Consider the following 19,208-nt stretch of genomic DNA (forward strand, 5'->3'; position numbering starts at 1 on the left):
CCTCCTCTTTCGCTTGGACCCTTACCACACCGCCACCCCTCTCCTCCCCCCCCCTGGACGAAGCCTGCCGGTTTCGCGCCAAAACTCCCCACCCGGGACCCGGAGGGCGCCGTCCGCCAGGTGGATCAGGCGCCTCGGTACGGGCGGAAGAAGTCGCGGAGCTCCTGGGCGTACAGCTCCGGCTCCTCGAACGCCGCGAAGTGGCCGCCCCGTTCCGGTTCGGTGACGCGAACCGTGTGGGCGGTCCGCTCCAGCCACGCCCGCGGCGGGCGCACGATGTCGCCCGGGAACAGCGAGAACCCGGACGGCACCTCGACCCGGCGCGTGAGCTGCCGGGCGGGGATCGCGCCGTTGGCGTGGTACATCCGCATCGACGAGCCGATGGTGCCCGTGAGCCAGTAGATCGTGATGTTCGTCAGGATCTCGTCCCGCGTGTAGGCGTCCTCCAGGTCACCGAAGCTCCAGGCCCTGAGCTTCTCGACGATCCACGCGGCCAGCCCGGCGGGCGAGTCGTTGAGCCCGGCGGCGACGGTCTGCGGCTTGGTGCGGTGCATGGCGCCGTACGCGCCCTCGGTCGCGCTCCACGTGGCGGTCTCGGCGAACCAGGCGCGCTCCTCGGCCTGGAGTGTCGCCGGGTCGCCCGCGAAGACGGGCAGCCCGCCGTCCGTGCGGTGCACGGCGACCACGCGGTCCGGGTGGTCCAGCGCCAGGTACCGGCTCACGTGGCTGCCGATGTCGCCGCCCGCCGCGCCGAACCGCTCGTACCCCAGCACCGTCATGAGCGAGGCCCACAGCCCCGCGACGGCGATCGAGCTCAGCGGCGCGCCCGTCGGCCGGTCCGAGTACCCGAAGCCCGGCATGTCCGGGACGACGACGTCGAACGCGTCGGCGGGGTCGGCGCCGTGCGCGCCGGGGTCCGTCAGGAGCGGCACGACCTTCGAGTACCGCCAGAACGAGTCGGGCCAGCCGTGGCTGAGCATCAGCGGCAGCACCGGGCCGGACGGCGCGACGGCGCGCGCGTGCACGAAGTGGATCCCCAGCCCGCCGACCGACGTCCGGAAGCGGGGGAGCCGCGCCAGCGTGGCCTCCTGGGCGCGCCAGTCGAACCCGTCCGCCCAGTACGCGACGAGCTCGCGGAGGTAGTCGAGATCGGTGCCCAGCGTCCAGCCGGCGTCCTCGGGGGCGTCGGGCCAGCGGGTCGCCCGCAGCCGCGCGCGCAGGTCCTCGATCGCCTCCGGCGTGGCCTGCGGGGCGAACGGCTCAGGGGCGATGGTCTCCGACACGGCACACACCCTACGTGCGGCCCGCGCGGGCGGCGCGGCGTCGTCCTGGGGTCGTCACGACGCCGCGCCGGGTGCGGCGGTCAGTCGGTGGGCGAGACGCGGATCAGGTTGCCGTCGGGGTCGGCGACCACGAACGTGCGCCCGAAGACCTCGTCGTGCGGCTCCTCGACCACGGTGACGCCCTTGCCGACCCAGGCCGCGTAGACGTCGTCGACGGCGGCCGCGGACCGGGACACCATCAGGCCCACCTCGAACGACCGCGGCGTCTGCGCGGAGAGCCCGTCGGTGCGGCCGCTCCACAGCGCGAACAGCACGCCGGGCGCGATCTCGAAGGGTACGTAGCGCGGGGCGCGCATGACCGGCTCGATCTCGAACAGGTCGGCATAGAACGCCGTGGCGCGCTCGACGTCGGTCACGTACACGAGGAAGAGGTTGGGTGCGGGCATGGGTAGCTCCTTCCAGGCTGCCGCCGACGTTCGGCGACAGACCCACGCTCGCGCGCTAACCTGACAGAACCTGTCATGTTCAACCCCGCAGCGACCGACCGGAGAGCAGAGATGACCTCGGCACAGCGCCTCATCGGCTTGCTCGGCGCGCTCCAGGCGCGGCGGCACACCACGGCGGAGGCGCTCGCGGAGGAGTTCGGCGTGTCCGTCCGCACGATCCTGCGCGACGTGCAGAAGCTCGTCGACGCCGACATCCCCGTGCTCACCGAGCGCGGGAAATACGGCGGCATCAGCCTGCTCCCCGGCCAGCAGGTCGACCTCAGCCGGCTGACGACGTCGGAGGCCGACGTGCTCCGCGCCGTCGGCGTCGACCTCGAACGCGCCCGGGCGCTCGGCGCGGAGACGGCGGCGCGGGCCGCCGTCGGCAAGTTCGCGACCCGGCCCGGCGCGCCCCCGGCACGGACCGGGGTGGCGCCGCTGTCCCTGGCCGACGTCGTCACGGTCGAGAACCGGGCCTGGTTCGCGCCGCAGGAGCCGCGCGAGGCGCCCGACGTCGCCGCGCTCGCGCGCGACCTGCGCCAGGCCCGGCGGCTGCGCGTGACGTACCGGCGCAGCGGGGAGCGCGCGGCGTCGGACCTGGTGGTGGACCCGTACGGGCTGCTGCTGCGGGTCGACCGCTGGTACCTCGTCGCCGACGTCGAGTCGGTGCCCCGGCTGTTCGCGCTGACCCGGCTGGACCGCTGGGCGCTGCTCGACGAGCCGCGCCGGATCCGCGACGTCGCCCTGGAGGACGTCGCGCGCGGGCTCGGCCGGGCGCTGGAGACCCGCGGTGGAATGACGGTCGAGGCGCTCCTGGACGCCGACGGCGTGGACCTGGCCCGCCGCATCCTGGGCTCGCGGCTGCGCACGGTCGGGCCGCCGGACGCGTCGGGCCGGGTGCCGATCACCGTCGCCTACGCCCAGGTCGAGGCCGCCCGGCAGCTCCTCCAGTTCGCCGACCACATCGAGGTCACGGCCCCGCCGGAGGCCCGGGCGCTCGTCCACCGCCTGGCGGCCGCGACCGCCCGCCGCCACACCTGACCGCCACACCTGACCACCACACCTGACCGCCACGACGTCGTTGAGTGCTGGGTATCTGCGCGTTTACGGGCTGCGGAAGCGCAGATAGCCAGCACTCAACAGGCTGTCAGGGGGCCAGGCGGCGGGTTGCCTCCAGCAGGGCGCGGGTGCCCCGGGTCAGGGCCCGGAGGTCGTCGACGTCGAGCAGGTCCAGCAGGTCGGGCGGTAAATCGTCCTCGAGCGCGACGATGCGCCGGATCGCCTCGCTGCCCTTCTCCGTGGTGGTCACGCGGCGCACCCGGCCGTCGACCGGGTCGGGGGTGCGCACGACCATCCCGGCGGCCGTGAGCCGGTCGAGGATCCCGGAGACCGTCGCGGCGGAGACCCCGAGCGCCTCGGCGAGCCGCTGCGGCGTCGAGTCGCGGTCCACCTGCACCAGGGCCAGCGCTCTGAGCTGCTGCACCGTGAGGTCCGTCTCCAGCAGCGGCCGGAGCCGGGAGGCGAAGAACGCCTCGCCCAGCTCGTGGTGCAGTTCGGCGAGCTCGGCGGCGAGCTGCGCGCGGGTCACGTCGGTCACGGGGTGACTTTAGTGGTCCGCGGGCGGCGCGAGAACCGGACTTGCGCGGCGGGAACCCGGGCGTGATCCTTTGCGTTAGGCAAAATACTGCGCCGACGGAGTCGTGGGACCCCGGCGTGAACCCCAGATCTGGAGGCAGTGTGTTTCGTCTTGCCCGAATGTCGCTCGCGAACCGTGCCCTCGTGGCACTCGCGACGATCGCCGTCTTCGTCGTCGGCATCTTCAGCATGGGGCAGCTCCGTCAGGAACTCATACCGTCGCTGAACGTGCCCGTGGTGGCGGTCACCGCGGTCTACCCGGGCACCGCGCCGGAGATCGTCGCGGAGCGCGTCACCGACCCGATCGAGACCGCCGTCGAGGCGATCGACGGCGTCACGGGCGTGACCTCGACGGTCTCCACCGGCGTCTCGATGACCACCGTCGAGCTCGAGTACGGCACCGACATCGACGCGGCCAGCCAGGAGATGACCTCCGCGGTCGGGGGCCTGTCGGACCTGCCGGACGACGTCGAGCCCGACGTCATGGCGGGCTCGTTCGACGACCTGCCCGTGGTGCAGCTCGCGGTGTCCGGCGACGGCACCGAGCGGGAGCTGACCGACACGATCGACTCCGTGCTGGTGCCCGAGCTCTCGGGCATCGCGGAGGTCCGCGACGTCACGGTGACCGGCACCACCGAGCGCCAGGTCGTCATCGAGCCCGACGACGAGAAGCTCGCCGCCGCCGGTCTCACCGCCGCCCAGCTCTCGTCGCTGCTCCAGGACAACGGCACGGTCACGCCGGTCGGCTCGGTCACCGAGGACGGCCGCACCAGCAGCGTCCAGGTGGGCACCACCGTCAGCACCGTCAAGGAGCTCGAGAAGCTGCCGATCGTCCCGGCCGCGGGCTCCACGGGAGCCGGCGCGGCCGGTGCGGCCGGTGCGGGAGCCGCCGGCGCGGGTGCTGCCGCCGGCGCCCCGGGCGCCACCGGCGAGGCGCCGACCGGCGAGCAGCCCGCCGCCGAGGCCGGCCCCGCCGCCGTCGTGCACCTGGGCGACGTCGCCAAGGTGAGCGTCAAGGACGTCGAGCCCACCTCCTTCTCGCGGCTGGACGGCGAGCCGTCCCTCGCGATCGCGCTGACCAAGACGCCCGACGGCAACACGGTCGACGTGTCGCACGCCGTACAGGACGTGCTGGCCGACGTGCAGGACGAGCTCGACGACGCGGGCGTGAGCACCGCCGTCACGTTCGACCAGGCACCGTTCATCGAGGAGTCGATCGAGGGCCTGACCACGGAGGGCGGCCTCGGCCTGCTCTTCGCGGTGCTCGTGATCCTGGTGTTCCTGGCCTCCCTGCGGGCCACGCTGGTCGCCGCGATCTCGATCCCGCTGTCGCTGGCCGTGACGTTCACCGCGATGAACCTGACCGGCTACACGCTGAACATCCTCACGCTCGCGGCCATGACCATCTCCATCGGGCGCATCGTGGACGACTCGATCGTCGTGATCGAGAACATCAAGCGGCACCTGTCCTACGGCGAGGACCGCGTCGACGCGATCGTCACCGCCGTCCGTGAGGTGGGCGCGGCCATCACGGCCTCCACGGTGTGCACCATTGCCGTCTTCGCCCCGATCGCGCTCGTGGGCGGCATGGCGGGCGAGCTGTTCCAGCCGTTCGCCGTCACCGTGGCGATCGCCATGGGTGCCTCGCTGATCGTGGCGCTCGTGGTCGTGCCGGTGCTCGCGTACTGGTTCATCAAGGTGCCGGCCTCGGCCGACGGCGGCGTCGCGATGCGCGAGGCCGCCGAGCTCAAGGAGCGGCGCGGCATCTGGCAGCGCGCCTACGTGCCGTCGCTGGCGGCTTCGCTGCGCCACCCGGCGGTCACGCTGACGGTCGCGGTCGCGCTGCTGGGCGGCACGCTCGCGCTGGTGCCGCGCATGGAGACCAACTTCATCGGGGCCGCCGGCCAGGACACGCTGTCGGTGACCCAGGAGTTCGAGCCGGGCACGTCGCTCGAGAACCAGGACGCGGCGGCCAAGGACGTCGAGGAGGTCCTCGCCGGCGTCGACGGCATCGCGACCGTGCAGACCACGGTCGGGTCGGCCGACGGGATGGCCGCGGCCTTCGGCATGGGCGGCGGCGGGAGCAGCGCGTCGTTCGCGATGACGCTCGACGAGGACGCCGACGGCGAGGCCGTGCAGGACGACGTCCGCGCGGCGCTCGACGACGCCACCCTGGACGGCGAGGTCACGGTCGCGGCCGGCGACTCCGGCTTCTCCAGCACCACGGTGGACCTGGTGGTCACCGCGCCCGACGCCGACGACCTGGCCGCCGCCGCGAGCGACGTCGAGGACGCGGTCACGGACCTCGACGGCGTCGAGAGCGTCACCAACAACCTGGCCGCCGAGCAGTCGACGGTGCAGGTGACGGTGGACCGCGACGCGGCGGCCGAGGCCGGGCTGACCGAGGCGACGGTCTCCGGCCTCGTGGCCGGCGCGATGAACGAGATGAGCATCGGCACCGTGGACCTGGACGGCGCGTCGCTCGACGTCGTCGTCGCGGGCGACGTGCCGGCCACGACGGCCGAGATCGAGAAGATCGACGTGCCGACGGCGGCGGGCGTGGTGCCGCTGAGCGACCTGGTGACGGTCGAGGAGGTGTCGGCCCCGGCGTCGGTCACGCGGGTGGACGGCGAGCGCAGCGCGACCGTCGCGGTGACCCCGGCGGGTCAGGACCTGGGCACGCTGACCACGGCCCTGACCGAGGAGATCGACGGGCTGGACCTGCCGAACGGCGCGGAGGTCAGCGTGGGCGGCGTGGCGGCCGACCAGGCCGACGCGTTCGCGGACCTGGGCCTCGCGCTGCTGGCGGCGATCCTCATCGTGTACCTGGTGATGGTGGCGACGTTCCGCAGCATCGGGCAGCCGCTGATCCTGCTGGTCTCGGTGCCGTTCGCGGCGACGGGCGCCCTGCTGGCGCTTCTGCTGACGGGCACGCCGCTGGACGTCGCGGCGCTGATCGGCGTGCTGATGCTGGTGGGCATCGTGGTCTCCAACGCGATCGTGCTGATCGACCTGATCAACCAGTACCGGGCCGACGGGCGGCCGCTCGACGAGGCGGTCCGAGAGGGTGCGCGCCAGCGCCTGCGGCCGATCGTGATGACGGCGGCCGCGACGATCCTCGCGCTGACCCCGATGGCGTTCGGCCTGACGGGCGGTGGGGCGTTCATCTCGCAGCCGCTGGCGCTCGTGGTGATCGGCGGGCTCGTGTCCTCCACGCTGCTGACGCTGTACGTGGTGCCGGTGATCTACACGCTGTTCGAGCGCCGCTCGGAGGGCAGCACGCCGAAGCGGGCCGCCAAGGCCGCGCGGCGGGCGGAGAAGGCGCAGGTCAAGGCCGCCGAGGCGGCGGCGGTCGCGCAGCGCCTGGCGGCGGACGCGGGGTAGCCGGCGACGCCTGACCGCCCCGGTGGGCGGTCAGGCGTCGGCGTCGTACGGGCCGGCTCCGTGCGTGCTACGCGGCGAGCGAGGCCGCGAACTGCGCGAAGAACCCGTCGATCTCGGCCGCCTCGTAGACCTGGCGGCCGAGCACGAGCGCCAGCTCGTCGCAGCAGTGCTCCGTGCACCAGGACCGGACCTCCGCGGCCTCGAAGAGGTCCCACGACGGGCTCAGGTTGGACCGCAGGCCGGCACGGACGAAGCAGGCGGCCGGGGCGAGGCCGTCGAAGAAGGCCCACCCGTCGCCGATGTCGACGGCCGCCCCGTGGTGCACGCTCAGCTCGTCGTCCTCGCCCGCCGCCGGGAGCGGCGCGTGGTCGACGACGGCGCAGTACCCGCCGCGCTCCGTCGCCGGCGTCCGGACCCCTGGATGGCTCCCGTAGCTCCGGCAGATCGACGTCGCCGGTTCGCCGTCTACGGTCGGCTGGCCGTCCATCAGGCTGGCGGTGAAGGCCTGAACGAGCATCGCGGTCCTTACGTTCGAGATCCAGGTCGTGGACGCGACTCAGGGCAGAGCGGACCAACAGGTCTAAACCGGCGTCGGCGGCAGCGTAGCGACAAGTGGTGCATTTCGCCTCCGGAAGACAGCGCGGGGCGCACGGTCACCCGTGCGCCCCGCGAGAACTGACGTCAGCCGTTCCGGACGGCCGGCGTCAGCTGTTCCACCTCGAGATCTGGTACCGCTTCCCGTCGACCATGAAGGCGACCTCGGCGCCGTTGTACGTACTGCTCATGAAACACGAGAGCGTTCTGCTGCCGCTGGCCCCGTTCATCGCGTACTTGGTGCTGCCCTCCCAGGTCCTGGGGTGCCCCTCGTGGATGTCGTGCCAGTAGGTCGGGCTGTTCTGGTCGTACTGCTGGGTGTTGCCCGCCCAGCAGGCCGCCTGATGGTTTCCCGTGTCGAAGCCCGACCAGTTCAGCACCCAGTGCTGGCAGGTGGCGCAACCGGCGTCACTGCCCACGGTCACCCAGGCCCGCGGCGTCAGTGCATTCGCCGAGTCGCAGGCCTGCGCCTGCTTGTTCTGGGAGTCGGTCACCGTGACGCAGGCGTTCTTGTTCTGACCCTCGGCGGCCGTGGCCGACGCGGTGCCGTTCTTGGCCGTGCTGCTGATGGCCCCGGTCACCCGCACGGTGGTGGGCAGGCCGTTCTCCGCCCGCGCGTCCCACGTGAAGGTGACCTTGCCGATCCCGGCGGTCGCCGTGATCGTCGGCGTCTTCGGCGGGCCGTACGGCTTCACCGCGTTCGAGGCGGCCGACCAGTCCGAGCAGGCGTCGGCGTTGCACGCCCGCACCTGGAACGCGTACGACGTCCCGTTGGTCAGTCCCTTGTAGGTGTAGGACGTCGCGTTGCCCGGGCCGGGGTGGTCCGTGCCGTTGTTGTACGTGACCTCGTACCGCGGGTTCTTGCCGCGGAACTCCGAGCTCGGGATCGCGCTCCAGCTCACGTCCGCCTGGTTGCTCGTGGTCGATCCGAGCTTGGCCGTCGGCCGGCCCGGGGTCGCCGGCACGCCGAACGGCACCACCGCGTTCGATTTCGGGCTGGCCGTGGACCTGCCCGCCTTGTTCTCGGCCACGACCGTGAACGTGTACGTCGAGCTCGTGTTCAGGTCCTGCACCGCCTTGGACGTGCCCGTGACGGGGATGGTGTTGACCTTCGAGCCGTCCTTGTACACGTCCAGGTAGTACTTCTTCACGGCGTCGCCGTTGTTGGCCGGGGCCGTCCACGACACGGTGATCTGGCCGCCCACGCCCGTGTCGACGCGCTGCGCGGTCGGCGCGGCCGGCTGCGCCGGGGGCGCGGCCGGGGTCTCCGGCGCGGAGGGGTCGCTCCAGTCCGACGGGCTGTCGGCCTCGTTCTTGGCCTGCACCCGCACCGTGTACGCCGTGCCGTTCTCCAGCCCCGTCCACTTGACCGAGGTGTTGTCGACGCACGCCTTCTGGGTCACGTTGTTCGCCGGCGCTGGGCTGATCTCCAGGTTGACGCACTCGATCGGGGAGCGGTCGGTGTAGGCCCTGTTCTTCCAGTTGACCGTCAGGCTCCGGTCGTCGAAGTCGAGCGTCGGGGGCTCGGGCTTGTCCGGCTTCTCGTCGGGCCGGACCTCGCGCGACGCCGGTGACGGGTCGGACTCGGCCACCTCGTTGGTCGCGGTGACCGTGAACTTGTACTTCACGTTGTTCTTGAGCCCGTCGAACGTGCAGGTGGTCGTGGTACAGGCGTGCTCCTGACCGTTCTGCGTCCGCAGCGTGTACTTGGTGATCTCCGACCCGTTGTTGTTCGGCTGGTCCCAGCTCAGCACGACCGTCTCCGAACGGACCTCCTCCACCCGCGGCGCGCGGGGCGCCTCGGGCCGGCCCAGCACGGTCAGCTTGGCGATGCCGTCGACCTCGCGGTCGGGGTCGCCGGTCGCGTCCTGCACGCGGTAGCGCACGGTCATGACGCCGGTGAAGTCGGCGGCCGGGGTGACGATCACCTCGGAGCCGTTGTGCGAGACCTCGCCCTGGCCCGTCTCGCGCGCCACGTCGACCACCTTGAGCGGGCGCTCGGGGAACGGGTTGGTGTCGTTGGCCAGCACCGGGATGGTGGTGGCCTTGCCCTGGTGGGCGTCCAGCACCACGTCCGGCGCCGTCTTGGCCCGCTCCCGGGTCGACGGCACCACCTCGACGGTCAGCACGGCCTCTACGGGCGGGTTCTTGCCGTCCGAGACCGTCATCGCCAGCTCCCGCACGGTGCCCTTCGGGACCGCCATGTCGACCTCGCCGCGGACCGTCGAACCCGTCACGGACGCCATGATGTCCTCGGTGCTCTTGACCTCGAAGGTCAGCGGGTCCTTGTCCGGGTCCCTGGCGTACCGCGACAGGTCCACCTCGGCCGTCTCGGCCGCGGCGACCCGGAGCACCGGGGTCCCGGTGATCTTGGGCGGCATGTTCTTGGACGGGGTCACGTCGATCGGCAGCCTCAGCACCGCCGTCAGGCCCTCGGTGTCGTCCGGCCCCTTGCCGTCGGTCACCTCGAAGCTGACCGACGCGGCCCCGGCGTAGTCCGCCGTCGAGGTGTAGACGATCGTGTCCTCGTCCTCGACCGCTGCCGTGCCCTCCAGCGCCTTGACCGTCCGGTCCTCGGTGATCCGCGGCTTGGTCCCGTCGCGCACCACCACGTAGTCCGCGATGTCGATCGTCAGCGGCTCGCCGCTGGTCGCCTTGAGCGGCTGCAGGCCCGGCTTCACGTGCGGCCGCGCCTGGTCGCCCGGCACGCGGATGAACGCCTTGGCCTCCAGGCCGTCGATGTCGGTCACGGTGTACGTGATGACCTGGGCGTCCTGCGCCAGCTCCACCTTGACGGAGCCGGACTCGGTGACGCTCACGCCCTCCCGGTCCGCGTCCAGGGAGACCTTGAGGTCGGCGGCCACGCCGTCCGGGTCCACGTCGTTGGCCAGCACGTCGAGCGTGACGCTGCTCGAACCCTCCACGTCGTCGACCGTCACGACGTCGTCGTGGGCGATGGGACGCAGCAGCGGGGCGTTGGCGTCCACGTTCACCGTGATGGCGCCGCTGGCGCGCGCCTTGAAGGTGTCCTGGATGCCGTAGTAGAAGGAGTAGGGGCCCTCCTCGTCGGGAGCGGTGACCACGACGTCGTCGTCCACCGCCTTGGGCTCGAGGTCGTCCGTGCCCTGGAAGCCCTTCGCCACCAGTCCGATCTGGTTGCCGTCGGGGTCGGAGTCGTTCTCCAGGGCCGCGACCGCGACGGTCCGGCCGGGCCGCACCGTCGTCACGTCGTCGACGGCCTGCGGGTCCTGGTTGGACGCCGGGGGAACCGCGATACCGACCCGGATGACGCCCTCGGCGGGGGCGCCGCGCGTGTCGGTGACCTGGTAGGTGAAGGTGTCCAGGCCTGCCGAGCCCTCGGAGGCCGCGTAGTCGATGAACCCGTCCACGATGGTGGCGGTGCCCTGCGACGGCGCCGCGGAGATCGAGCTCAGCGAGACGTAGTCGCCGTCGGGGTCCGTGCCGTCCAGCGGCAGCGGGATCCGGACGACGCCCTCGCTGAGCACCCGCGCCTCGATGTCGGGCAGCTGCGGGGCGGAGTTCTCCGGTGCGTCGAGCACGTTGATCGTGACCTGGGCCGAGTCCTTCTGGCCGTTGGCGTCCGACACCTCGTAGACGGCGTGGTACGTCCCGGCCTCCTGGCCGGCCCGGAACCGCACCGTGTCCTCGGAGACGAACGCCTCGCCCGCCTCCGCGGGCGGCGACTCCTGCAGCTCGTCCGTGAGCGTCAGCTCCAGGCCGTCCGGGTGCGTGTCGTTCTTCAGCACCGGGATGGTCACCACGTCGCCCACGTGCACGGTCGCCTCGTCCGGACCCGCCTCCGGCGGGCGCAGCTGCGCCGGCGCAGGGATCGGCACCACGCGCACCTGACCGGTGGACGTGCTCGTGCCGTTCGCCACCTTGTAGCTCAGGGTCACCGGACCCTCCAGGCGCTTGACCTCCGAGACCTTCAGGATCTGGTGGTTGAGCACCGACACGGTCACCGGCGCGTCGCCGGGCACGCTGACCCCCTGCACCACGAGCACGCCGCCCGCGGGGTCGGTGTCGTTCGCGAGCACGTCCACCAGGGCGGTGCCGCCGGCCGGCAGCAGCACCTGGTCGGATACCGCGACCGGGGCCCCGGACTCCTCCGGGGGCTCGACGACGTCCACGCGCACCAGGCCCATCGTCGGCGCGAGGCCGTCGCTGACGTGATAGATCACGTCGTACGAGCCGGTGGTCTCCGACATGAACTTGAAGGTCTCGGCCGTGGCGTTGGTCGTGATCGTCGCGCCCTGCTTGTCGTCGACCCGGATCAGCCGGAAGTCGTCGCCGTTGGGGTCGAAGTCGTTGGCCACCGGGTCCACCGTCACCGGCTCGCCGGCCAGCACCGCCACGTGGTCCTGCACCGCGACGGGCGGCACGTTGGTGGCGACCACGTTGACGATCAGGGTGCCAGGGAAGGACTGGCCCATGGCGTCGGACACCAGGACGTCGACGATCTTGTTGCCCGTCACGGTGCCGCCGTCCCGGAACTCGACGGTGCCGTCCGGCCGGAACCGCACCTCGTCCAGGGGGTCGGCCGTGGTGGCGCTGGACAGGAACATGTCGTCGCCGTCCGGGTCCTTGAAGTAGGGCAGCACCTTGATGGTGCCCAGCCCGCCCTGGCCCACCACGAGCACCGGCTTGCCCGGCTGCTCGGGGGCGTTGTTCTCCTCCGGCGGCACCACCTTGACGTCCACGGAGCCCTCGTCGACGCCGCCCCGGCCGTCGTTCACCTCGTACGTGAAGCTGGTGGTCCCGGTCGCGCCGTCGGGCACGTTCGCCTGCAGCGCCGAGCCGTCGAGCACGCGGTCCACCGTGATGTCGCCCTCGACCTCACCCTTGACCGACGCCACCATCACGTCGCCGTCCTGGTCCGAGTCGTTGCCCAGCACGTTGAGCACGGTGGTGCGCCCGGGCCGTACGCCGAACGTGTCGTCCACCGCCTTGGGGGCACGGTTGGGCCTGCTCCGGTCGGTCACGGCCTGGTCGACCTGCTCCGGCGTGGCCTCCTCGGTCTCGGTCTTGTCGCCCTTGCCGTCCTTGGGGATCGTGAGCTTCCAGTTGTCGACCACCTCGAACTTCTCGGCGGCCATCCACAGCAGGCCGCCCGCCATGTCGTTGAGCACGATCACGTTCCGGTTGACCCGGTAGACCAGGTTCATCCCGGCGCCCACGCCCTCGAGCACCTCGTTGACGTCGTTGTCCGTGCCCGCGCAGTCCCGCATCACCTGGCCGCCGGCCCACGCCCCGTAGAGGCAGCCGCCGAGCTGCACCGGGGCGGACGGCGTGCCGCCGCCCGCGCCCTGGAAGCCGAGCGTGGTCGGCTTCCCGCCGCCGACCGGCACCGTCACCAGCGCTTTCGGGGTGGCCAGCACCACGTTCTCCGCCTTGTCGGAGGGCTGCTGCAGCATGCTCTGCGCGCCCTCCTCGATCGTGACGGTGTCGCCGCCCGGCAGCACGAGGTTGCCGGTGGACTGGTCGAGCACCACGGGCTTGTCGCCCACCCCGGAGACCAGCACCGTGGCGTCGGCGCTCACGGGGAGCGACGACTCGTCGGCGTCCTCGGCGACGCCCTGCGAGCTGGTGGGGATCGTGTAGAGCTTGCCGTCGGCCGGCACGGCCAGGAACACGGTGCCGTCCTTGCCCACCGCGAGCTTGCCGCCCTTGCCGGCCTCGACCGTGGGCTTGAGCTCCTTCTCGTCGAACGCCGCCGAGTCGAACGGCATCACCCACGCCCGGCCGGTCTCGGCGTCGTACACCGCCGTGGTGGCGCCGCCCGCGGCGACCTGCGCGCCCGCGGGGAAGTTCATGGTGGTGTCGAACGCGAGCTGCGCCGGGTTCACCGGGCTCGCGGACGAGCTGCCCGTGCTGTCGAGGAGCACGCGCTGGGCGTTCTGCTCCACGTCGAAGCTCCCCCCGCCGCCGGCCACCAGCACGCCGTCGATGGTCTTGGCCTCGTAGTTGAACCGGCCGAGGTTGCCCTTCGCCGTCTGGGTCACCCAGACGCCCGAGTCGTTCAGGTCGACGTCGGCGGTGGCCTCGCCGTCGTAGAGGAGCGCGAAGCCGACCAGACCCGCGCCGAAGAGCGCCACCACCCCCACCGAGACGACCGACCTACGGTTCTCAAATACGCGTGAGGCAAAGCTCATGCGTCCTCCTGATCATCACTCCACAAAGAGAAAGCCCGCCCGGTCACTACACAGGCGCGACGTCAGCAACCCTACCGATCGGGAAGGTGAATTGTCGCCGAAATGAGGTTTTGCGGGGAGCGTCCGGACGGGTCAGGAGAGGGGCGGCGGTCGTGGGTCCCGAGGGGTGCGCTCAGGAGCTGCGGTCGTCGGCCGGACCCTGCTCCGCACGCCGGTCGACCCACACCTTCGCCTCCACGAGCCCGAGGCCGGTGGCTTCCCGGTACAGCTTGATCGCCTGGATCCGGCGGTCGGACCAGATGTGCCGGTCGATCTCGGCCAGGGCTTCCGGCGAGATCCCGTCGGCGCTCGGCCATTCGATATCGAGATGATCGAGGATCAGGTCGACCTTTCGCTCGACCCGCTCGATCGCCTTTCCGCTCTCGCGCAGGTGCCCGCTGACGGTCAGGTACAGGAAGAGCAGGACGACGAATATCGCGACGGGAACGATCTCCAGGGGAAACATGTCCTGACCGTAGCGGTCAGGTCCGGCGCGCGAGCAGGCTGAACGTGTTGGGCACGCGTCCGTCCCAGGCGACGGCGGTGAAGCCCTCGGGGTGCCAGAACGGCTCCGGGTGCTCGTGCAGCTCCTCGATCGCGAACCCCGCGCCCAGGCAGGCCGTGACGATGCCCGCGAGCGTGTGCTGCCGCTCCACGGCGCCGTTGCCGGGAAAGGTGTCGTTCACGTGCGCGGGGGCGAAGTACCCGCGGTCGGGGCGCACCTGGATCTCGTCGGCGTCCCAGTCCCACAGCGGCACCAGCGGGTGCGCCTCGTAAACGTAGAGGCGGCCGCCCGGCCGCAGCAGGCGGTGCGCCTCCCCGAAGAGTGCCCCGAGGTCGGCGAGCCAGATCAGCGCCCCCTTGCCCGTGTAGACCAGGTCGGCACAGGCGTCGTCCAGCCCGCTCGCGGGCAGGGTCGCCCGGGTGTAGCGGCACGGCAGGCCGAGCTCGTCCGCCCGCCGCTGCGCGCTGGAGACGGCGGCCTCGCTGTAGTCGAGCCCGTGCACGGAGCGCGCCCCCAGGCGCGCGAGCGCGATGTCGTCGAGCCCGTGGCCGCTCATCGGGTGCACCACGTCGGCGCCGGCGACGAGGTCGCCCAGGGCGTCGACCTCGGCGGGCAGGAGCTCGGCGGTGCGGGCCAGCGCGAGGTGCTCGGCGTACTCGTCCTCGTACTTGCGCGATGCGACGGCCCAGGCGGCCCGTGTCTCGTTCCCGGTGGCGTCCATCGCGCCACCCTGTCAGGGGCGGCGGGTCCGGCGCAGCCCTTTTCTGCGGTCGCACCGCCTGGCGATGCCCGGACGCGATGTTGCGCGCGATACCCCTGAGGGGTATATGGTGAGCGACATACGGTTACCCCCTAGGGGTAGCAAGGTATCAACACCGAGAGGCGAGACGATGACGACGAGCGAGTACCAGGTGACGGGGATGACCTGCGGGCACTGCGAGATGTCGGTGCGCGGCGAGGTGAGCCGCCTCCCGGGCGTGGAGCAGGTCGACGTCAGCGCGGCGACCGGCCGGCTCGTGGTCCGCAGCGCCGCGGCGCTGGACGAGGCCGCGGTCCTGGCCGCCGTGGACGAGGCGGGATACGAGGCGGCGCGTCTCTCATGAACGCGCCCCAGCGGCTGGGCCTGTACGGCGGGGGGCTCGCGGCGCTGTTCGTCGCGTCCTTCGCCGTCGCGGGCGCGGTCGTCCCGGAGGCCTCGGTCGTCGCCTGGTCGGCGGCGGCCGGGGCCGACGGGGCCTCCGGGTCCGACGACATGGAGATGTCCGGTGCGGGCCACGGGGACGCGGGCGGCGAGTCCGGCGAGGAGCCGGCCGGCGCCCACGGGTCCGGCGGCGCCGGCCCGGCGCCGGTGCGCGGGCTGTCTCTGGAGCAGGACGGCCTGCTCCTGAGCCCCGTGACCGTCCCGGACGAGGTGGGCGAGCGGGGCGCACTCTCGTTCTCGATCACCTCGGCCGACGGCGCGGCGGTGACCGAGTTCGCCACGGAGCACGACAAGGAGCTGCACCTGGTCGTCGTCCGCTCCGACGGCGAGCGGTTCCGCCACGTGCACCCGACGATGTCTGCCGACGGCGTCTGGTCGATGCCGTGGACCTGGGACGAGGCGGGCACCTACCGCGTGCTCGCGGACTTCGTCCCCGAGGCGACCGGCGAGAACCTGACGCTCGGCCGGACGGTCGACGTCGCGGGCGACCTCGACGCGCGGCCGGCGACGGCGGTGTCGGCGTCCGACACGACCGGCGGGTACACCGCGACGCTCACGGGGGACCTGAGCGCGAGCGGGGAGTCGACGCTGACGGCGACCGTCACGCGCGACGGCGAGCCGGTCACGGACCTGGAGCCGTACCTCGGCGCCTTCGGGCACCTCGTCGCGCTGCGCGCGGGCGACCTGGCCTACCTGCACGTGCACCCCGAGGGCGACGAGCCCGCGCCGGGTGCGGTGTCCGGGCCGGACGTCACGTTCATGACCGAGGCGCCCACCCCGGGCCGCTACCTGCTGTACCTGGACTTCAAGGTGGACGGGGACGTGCACACCGCACGCTTCGTCCTGGACACGGAGGGGAGGGGCTGATGTCCGGCACCACGTCCCGCACGGACGAGCCGATGACCACGGTCGACCTGGAGATCGGCGGCATGACCTGCGCGTCGTGCGCCATGCGGATCGAGAAGAAGCTCAACCGCCTCGACGGCGTGACGGCGAGCGTCAACTACGCCACGGAGAAGGCGAAGGTCACCGCGCCCGCCGGGTACGACCTGGGCGCCCTGGTGGCCGAGGTCGAGAAGACCGGCTACACCGCCGTCCTGCCCGCGCCCCCCGAGGCGCCCGCGGACGACGACGGCGCGCCCGGCGCGCAGGACCGGGAGCTGTCCGCGCTGCGGGACCGGCTGATCACGACGGTCGTGCTCACCGTGCCGGTGATCGCGCTCGCGATGGTCCCGGCCTGGCAGTTCACGTACTGGCAGTGGGCGTCGCTCGTGCTGGCGGCCCCCGTCGCGCTGTGGGGGGCGTGGCCGTTCCACCGGGCGGCGTGGACGAACCTGCGGCACGGCGCCGCCACCATGGACACCCTCGTCTCGCTGGGCGTGCTGGCCGGTTTCGGCTGGTCCCTGTACGCGCTGTTCCTCGGCACGGCGGGCGAGCCCGGGATGACGCACGGGTTCGAGCTGACGGTCGCGCCGTCCGACGGCGCCGCCAACATCTACCTCGAGGTGGCCACCGGCGTCACGATGTTCGTGCTGGCCGGGCGGTACTTCGAGAAGCGGTCCAAGCGCCGGGCGGGCGCCGCGCTGCGCGCGCTGCTGGAGCTGGGCGCGAAGGACGTCGCGGTGCTGCGCGACGGTGCCGAGACGCGCGTGCCGGTCGAGACCCTGGCCGTGGGTGACGAGTTCGTGGTGCGGCCGGGGGAGAAGGTCGCGACCGACGGCGTGGTCGTCGCCGGCTCGTCCGCGATCGACGCGTCGCTGCTCACGGGGGAGTCCGTCCCGGTCGAGGTCGGCGTCGGCGACACCGTGGCCGGGGCGACCGTGAACTCGGGCGGCCGCCTCGTGGTGCGGGCCACCGAGGTCGGGTCGGGCACCCAGCTCGCGCGGATCGCGCGCCTGGTCGAGGACGCGCAGTCCGGCAAGGCGGAGATCCAGCGCCTGGCCGACCGGGTCTCCGGCATCTTCGTCCCGGTGGTCATCGCGATCGCGGTGGCGACCCTGGGCTTCTGGCTCGGCGCCGGGTTCCCCGCCGCGGCCGGGCTGACCGCCGCCGTCGCGGTGCTGATCATCGCCTGCCCCTGCGCCCTGGGGCTGGCCACCCCGACCGCGCTGCTGGTGGGCACCGGCCGCGGGGCCCAGCTCGGCATCCTCATCAAGGGGCCGGAGGTGCTGGAGTCCACCCGCAAGGTGGACACCGTGGTGCTCGACAAGACCGGCACCGTCACCACCGGCCGGATGACGCTCCAGGAGGCCGTCCCCGCCGACGGCACCTCGCGCGCAGAGCTGCTGCGGCTCGCGGGCGCCCTGGAGGACGCCTCCGAGCACCCCGTGGCGCAGGCCGTCGCCAAGGGCGCCACCCAGGAGGTCGGCGACCTGCCGACGCCGGAGTCGTTCGAGAGCGTCCAGGGCCAGGGCGTGCAGGGCGTCGTCGACGGGCACGCCGTCGTCGTCGGGCGCGAGAGCCTGCTCGCCGACTGGTCCCAGTACCTGCCTCAGGACCTGGCTCGGGCCAAGGCCCGCGCGGAGGGCGAGGGCCGGACCGTGGTCGCCGTCGGCTGGGACGGGCAGGCCCGCGGCATCCTGGTGGTGGCCGACCAGGTGAAGCCGACCAGCGCCGACGCCGTCGCCCAGCTCGTGGCGCTCGGGCTGACGCCCGTTCTGCTCACCGGCGACAACCGGGCCGTCGCGGAGCAGGTCGCCGCCGCCGTGGGGATCACCGAGGTGATCGCCGAGGTCATGCCGCAGGACAAGGCCGACGTCGTGGCGAAGCTGCAGGCCGAGGGCCGGATCGTGGCGATGGTCGGGGACGGCGTCAACGACGCCCCGGCGCTCGCGCAGGCCGACCTGGGCCTGGCGATGGGCACGGGCACCGACGCCGCGATCGAGGCGGCGGACATCACGCTCGTGCGCGGCGACCTCACCTCGGCCGCCGACGCGATCCGGCTGTCGCGCCGGACGCTCGGCACCATCCGGACCAACCTGTTCTGGGCCTTCGGGTACAACGTCGCAGCGATCCCGCTGGCGGCCCTCGGCCTGCTCAACCCGATGCTGGCCGGCGCCGCGATGGCGTTCTCCAGCGTGTTCGTGGTCGGCAACAGCCTGCGCCTGCGCACCTTCCGCCGCTGACGCCTCGTTGAGTGCGGGGTATCTGCGCTTCTGGACCGCTCAGAAGCGCAAATACCCCGCACTCAACGAGTGGTTGCTGCGGGGTGTCAGGCGTGCAGCGGCTCCAGCGCGGCGGACCAGGCGACCGTCTGGTCCAGCAGCGTGTCCAGCGCCGGGGTCAGGTGCTCGCCCGGCTTGAACACCGAGTAGTTCTCGAACTCGGTGATCAGCGACAGCGCGACCTGCTGGCGCACCGTGGCGACCTGCAGCTCCGCGAGGATGAGGCGCAGGTGCTCCGCGGCGCGGGCGCCGCCGACGCCGCCGTAGGAGACGATGCCGGCCGCCTTGTTGTTCCACTCGCCGTAGACGAAGTCGAGGGCGTTCTTGAGCACGCCCGAGGTGGAGTGGTTGTACTCCGGCGTCACGAACACGTAGCCGTCGAACTCGGCCACCTTGGCGGCCCACTCCTTGGTGTGGTCGTGGGCGTACTGGCCCATCGCCGGGGACATGGGCTCGTCGAGGTGCGGCAGGGGGTAGTCCGCCAGGTCGACGAGCTCGAACTCGGCGTCCGTGCGCTGCGACGCGATCTCGTAGACCCACTTGGCCACGGCCTCGCCGTTGCGGCCGGGGCGGGTGCTGCCGAGGATGATTCCGATCTTGAGCATTGCTCGTCCTTCGCTTCCGTGAGTGCTGTCGGTGGACCCGCCCGGGCGCGGGAACGAACGCGGGGCCGGGGTGGTTGGTCCACGTGACACAACAGTGCGCAGAAGCGGGTAATCCAGCTTTCGAACACGCACTTCGGAGT

At 72.2% G+C, this 19,208-nt stretch carries 13 protein-coding genes; 5 read left to right on the top strand and 8 right to left on the bottom strand.

The window, feature by feature from the left end; genetic code table 11:
* Positions 1 to 125: 125 nt before the first annotated feature.
* Both ACFV9Q_RS09175 and ACFV9Q_RS09180 read right to left on the bottom strand, forming a co-directional pair.
* The gene (locus tag ACFV9Q_RS09175) at positions 126 to 1,283 is read right to left on the bottom strand and encodes an epoxide hydrolase family protein (RefSeq protein WP_377234148.1); all 1,158 of its coding nucleotides are present in this window, start codon (positions 1,281 to 1,283) and stop codon (positions 126 to 128) included.
* An 80-nt stretch (positions 1,284 to 1,363) separates the two neighbouring features.
* Complete coding sequence (locus ACFV9Q_RS09180; protein ID WP_377234149.1) at positions 1,364 to 1,729, bottom strand: VOC family protein; 366 nt, start codon at positions 1,727 to 1,729, stop codon at positions 1,364 to 1,366.
* A 111-nt stretch (positions 1,730 to 1,840) separates the two neighbouring features.
* Here ACFV9Q_RS09180 and ACFV9Q_RS09185 point away from each other — a divergent pair, with 111 nt between their 5' ends.
* Entirely contained in the window at positions 1,841 to 2,809 is a 969-nt protein-coding gene (locus ACFV9Q_RS09185) for a helix-turn-helix transcriptional regulator (RefSeq protein WP_377234150.1), read from the top strand.
* Positions 2,810 to 2,915: 106 nt separating this feature from the next.
* On the opposite strand, the gene ACFV9Q_RS09190 is transcribed toward ACFV9Q_RS09185, so the two are convergent.
* The gene (locus tag ACFV9Q_RS09190) at positions 2,916 to 3,365 is read right to left on the bottom strand and encodes a MarR family winged helix-turn-helix transcriptional regulator (protein WP_377231703.1); all 450 of its coding nucleotides are present in this window, start codon (positions 3,363 to 3,365) and stop codon (positions 2,916 to 2,918) included.
* A 158-nt stretch (positions 3,366 to 3,523) separates the two neighbouring features.
* On the opposite strand from ACFV9Q_RS09190, the gene ACFV9Q_RS09195 reads away from it, so the two are divergent.
* Positions 3,524 to 6,787 carry an efflux RND transporter permease subunit gene (locus tag ACFV9Q_RS09195; protein WP_377234151.1) on the top strand — a complete coding sequence of 1,088 codons (3,264 nt, stop codon included), beginning with the start codon at positions 3,524 to 3,526 and terminating at the stop codon, positions 6,785 to 6,787.
* A 67-nt stretch (positions 6,788 to 6,854) separates the two neighbouring features.
* On the opposite strand, the gene ACFV9Q_RS09200 is transcribed toward ACFV9Q_RS09195, so the two are convergent.
* The 4 genes from ACFV9Q_RS09200 to ACFV9Q_RS09215 form a co-directional block, all read right to left on the bottom strand.
* Positions 6,855 to 7,304 (bottom strand): hypothetical protein, encoded by a 450-nt coding sequence (locus ACFV9Q_RS09200; protein ID WP_377234152.1) that lies wholly within the window; start codon positions 7,302 to 7,304, stop codon positions 6,855 to 6,857.
* A gap of 187 nt (positions 7,305 to 7,491) precedes the next feature.
* Entirely contained in the window at positions 7,492 to 13,554 is a 6,063-nt protein-coding gene (locus ACFV9Q_RS09205) for an Ig-like domain-containing protein (RefSeq protein ID WP_377234153.1), read from the bottom strand.
* A 172-nt stretch (positions 13,555 to 13,726) separates the two neighbouring features.
* On the bottom strand, positions 13,727 to 14,059 hold the full coding sequence (locus tag ACFV9Q_RS09210) for a ribosomal protein L7/L12 (protein ID WP_377234154.1): 333 nt from the start codon (positions 14,057 to 14,059) through the stop codon (positions 13,727 to 13,729).
* Positions 14,060 to 14,075: 16 nt separating this feature from the next.
* The gene (locus tag ACFV9Q_RS09215; protein WP_377234155.1) at positions 14,076 to 14,819 is read right to left on the bottom strand and encodes a class I SAM-dependent methyltransferase; all 744 of its coding nucleotides are present in this window, start codon (positions 14,817 to 14,819) and stop codon (positions 14,076 to 14,078) included.
* Positions 14,820 to 14,988: 169 nt separating this feature from the next.
* Here ACFV9Q_RS09215 and ACFV9Q_RS09220 point away from each other — a divergent pair, with 169 nt between their 5' ends.
* The 3 genes from ACFV9Q_RS09220 to ACFV9Q_RS09230 are packed head-to-tail and all read left to right on the top strand — an operon-like array spanning position 14,989 to position 18,424.
* A complete protein-coding gene (locus ACFV9Q_RS09220; RefSeq protein WP_285107046.1) occupies positions 14,989 to 15,201 on the top strand; it encodes a heavy-metal-associated domain-containing protein in 213 nt (70 codons plus the stop codon).
* On the top strand, positions 15,198 to 16,166 hold the full coding sequence (locus ACFV9Q_RS09225) for a heavy-metal-associated domain-containing protein (protein ID WP_377234156.1): 969 nt from the start codon (positions 15,198 to 15,200) through the stop codon (positions 16,164 to 16,166). Before ACFV9Q_RS09220 ends, ACFV9Q_RS09225 begins: the two co-directional genes overlap by 4 nt.
* Positions 16,166 to 18,424 (top strand): heavy metal translocating P-type ATPase, encoded by a 2,259-nt coding sequence (locus ACFV9Q_RS09230; RefSeq protein ID WP_377234157.1) that lies wholly within the window; start codon positions 16,166 to 16,168, stop codon positions 18,422 to 18,424. Before ACFV9Q_RS09225 ends, ACFV9Q_RS09230 begins: the two co-directional genes overlap by 1 nt.
* An 86-nt stretch (positions 18,425 to 18,510) precedes the next feature.
* Here the strand turns inward: ACFV9Q_RS09230 and ACFV9Q_RS09235 are convergent, their stop codons facing one another.
* Positions 18,511 to 19,068 carry an NADPH-dependent FMN reductase gene (locus ACFV9Q_RS09235; protein WP_377232073.1) on the bottom strand — a complete coding sequence of 186 codons (558 nt, stop codon included), beginning with the start codon at positions 19,066 to 19,068 and terminating at the stop codon, positions 18,511 to 18,513.
* Positions 19,069 to 19,208 lie beyond the last annotated feature (140 nt).

The sequence above is a fragment of the Promicromonospora sp. NPDC059942 genome, assembly GCF_042731755.1.
In the GTDB taxonomy this organism is placed as follows: domain Bacteria; phylum Actinomycetota; class Actinomycetes; order Actinomycetales; family Cellulomonadaceae; genus Promicromonospora.

What these genes read in the sequence shown, in the direction of transcription:
- ACFV9Q_RS09205 (WP_377234153.1), bottom strand. Translation starts at nt 13,554, where the DNA reads ATGAGCTTTGCCTCACGCGTATTTGAGAACCGTAGGTCGGTCGTCTCG.
- ACFV9Q_RS09230 (WP_377234157.1), top strand. Translation starts at nt 16,166, where the DNA reads ATGTCCGGCACCACGTCCCGCACGGACGAGCCGATGACCACGGTCGAC.
- ACFV9Q_RS09180 (WP_377234149.1), bottom strand. Translation starts at nt 1,729, where the DNA reads ATGCCCGCACCCAACCTCTTCCTCGTGTACGTGACCGACGTCGAGCGC.
- ACFV9Q_RS09195 (WP_377234151.1), top strand. Translation starts at nt 3,524, where the DNA reads ATGTCGCTCGCGAACCGTGCCCTCGTGGCACTCGCGACGATCGCCGTC.
- ACFV9Q_RS09220 (WP_285107046.1), top strand. Translation starts at nt 14,989, where the DNA reads ATGACGACGAGCGAGTACCAGGTGACGGGGATGACCTGCGGGCACTGC.
- ACFV9Q_RS09185 (WP_377234150.1), top strand. Translation starts at nt 1,841, where the DNA reads ATGACCTCGGCACAGCGCCTCATCGGCTTGCTCGGCGCGCTCCAGGCG.
- ACFV9Q_RS09200 (WP_377234152.1), bottom strand. Translation starts at nt 7,304, where the DNA reads ATGCTCGTTCAGGCCTTCACCGCCAGCCTGATGGACGGCCAGCCGACC.
- ACFV9Q_RS09210 (WP_377234154.1), bottom strand. Translation starts at nt 14,059, where the DNA reads ATGTTTCCCCTGGAGATCGTTCCCGTCGCGATATTCGTCGTCCTGCTC.
- ACFV9Q_RS09235 (WP_377232073.1), bottom strand. Translation starts at nt 19,068, where the DNA reads ATGCTCAAGATCGGAATCATCCTCGGCAGCACCCGCCCCGGCCGCAAC.
- ACFV9Q_RS09225 (WP_377234156.1), top strand. Translation starts at nt 15,198, where the DNA reads ATGAACGCGCCCCAGCGGCTGGGCCTGTACGGCGGGGGGCTCGCGGCG.
- ACFV9Q_RS09215 (WP_377234155.1), bottom strand. Translation starts at nt 14,819, where the DNA reads ATGGACGCCACCGGGAACGAGACACGGGCCGCCTGGGCCGTCGCATCG.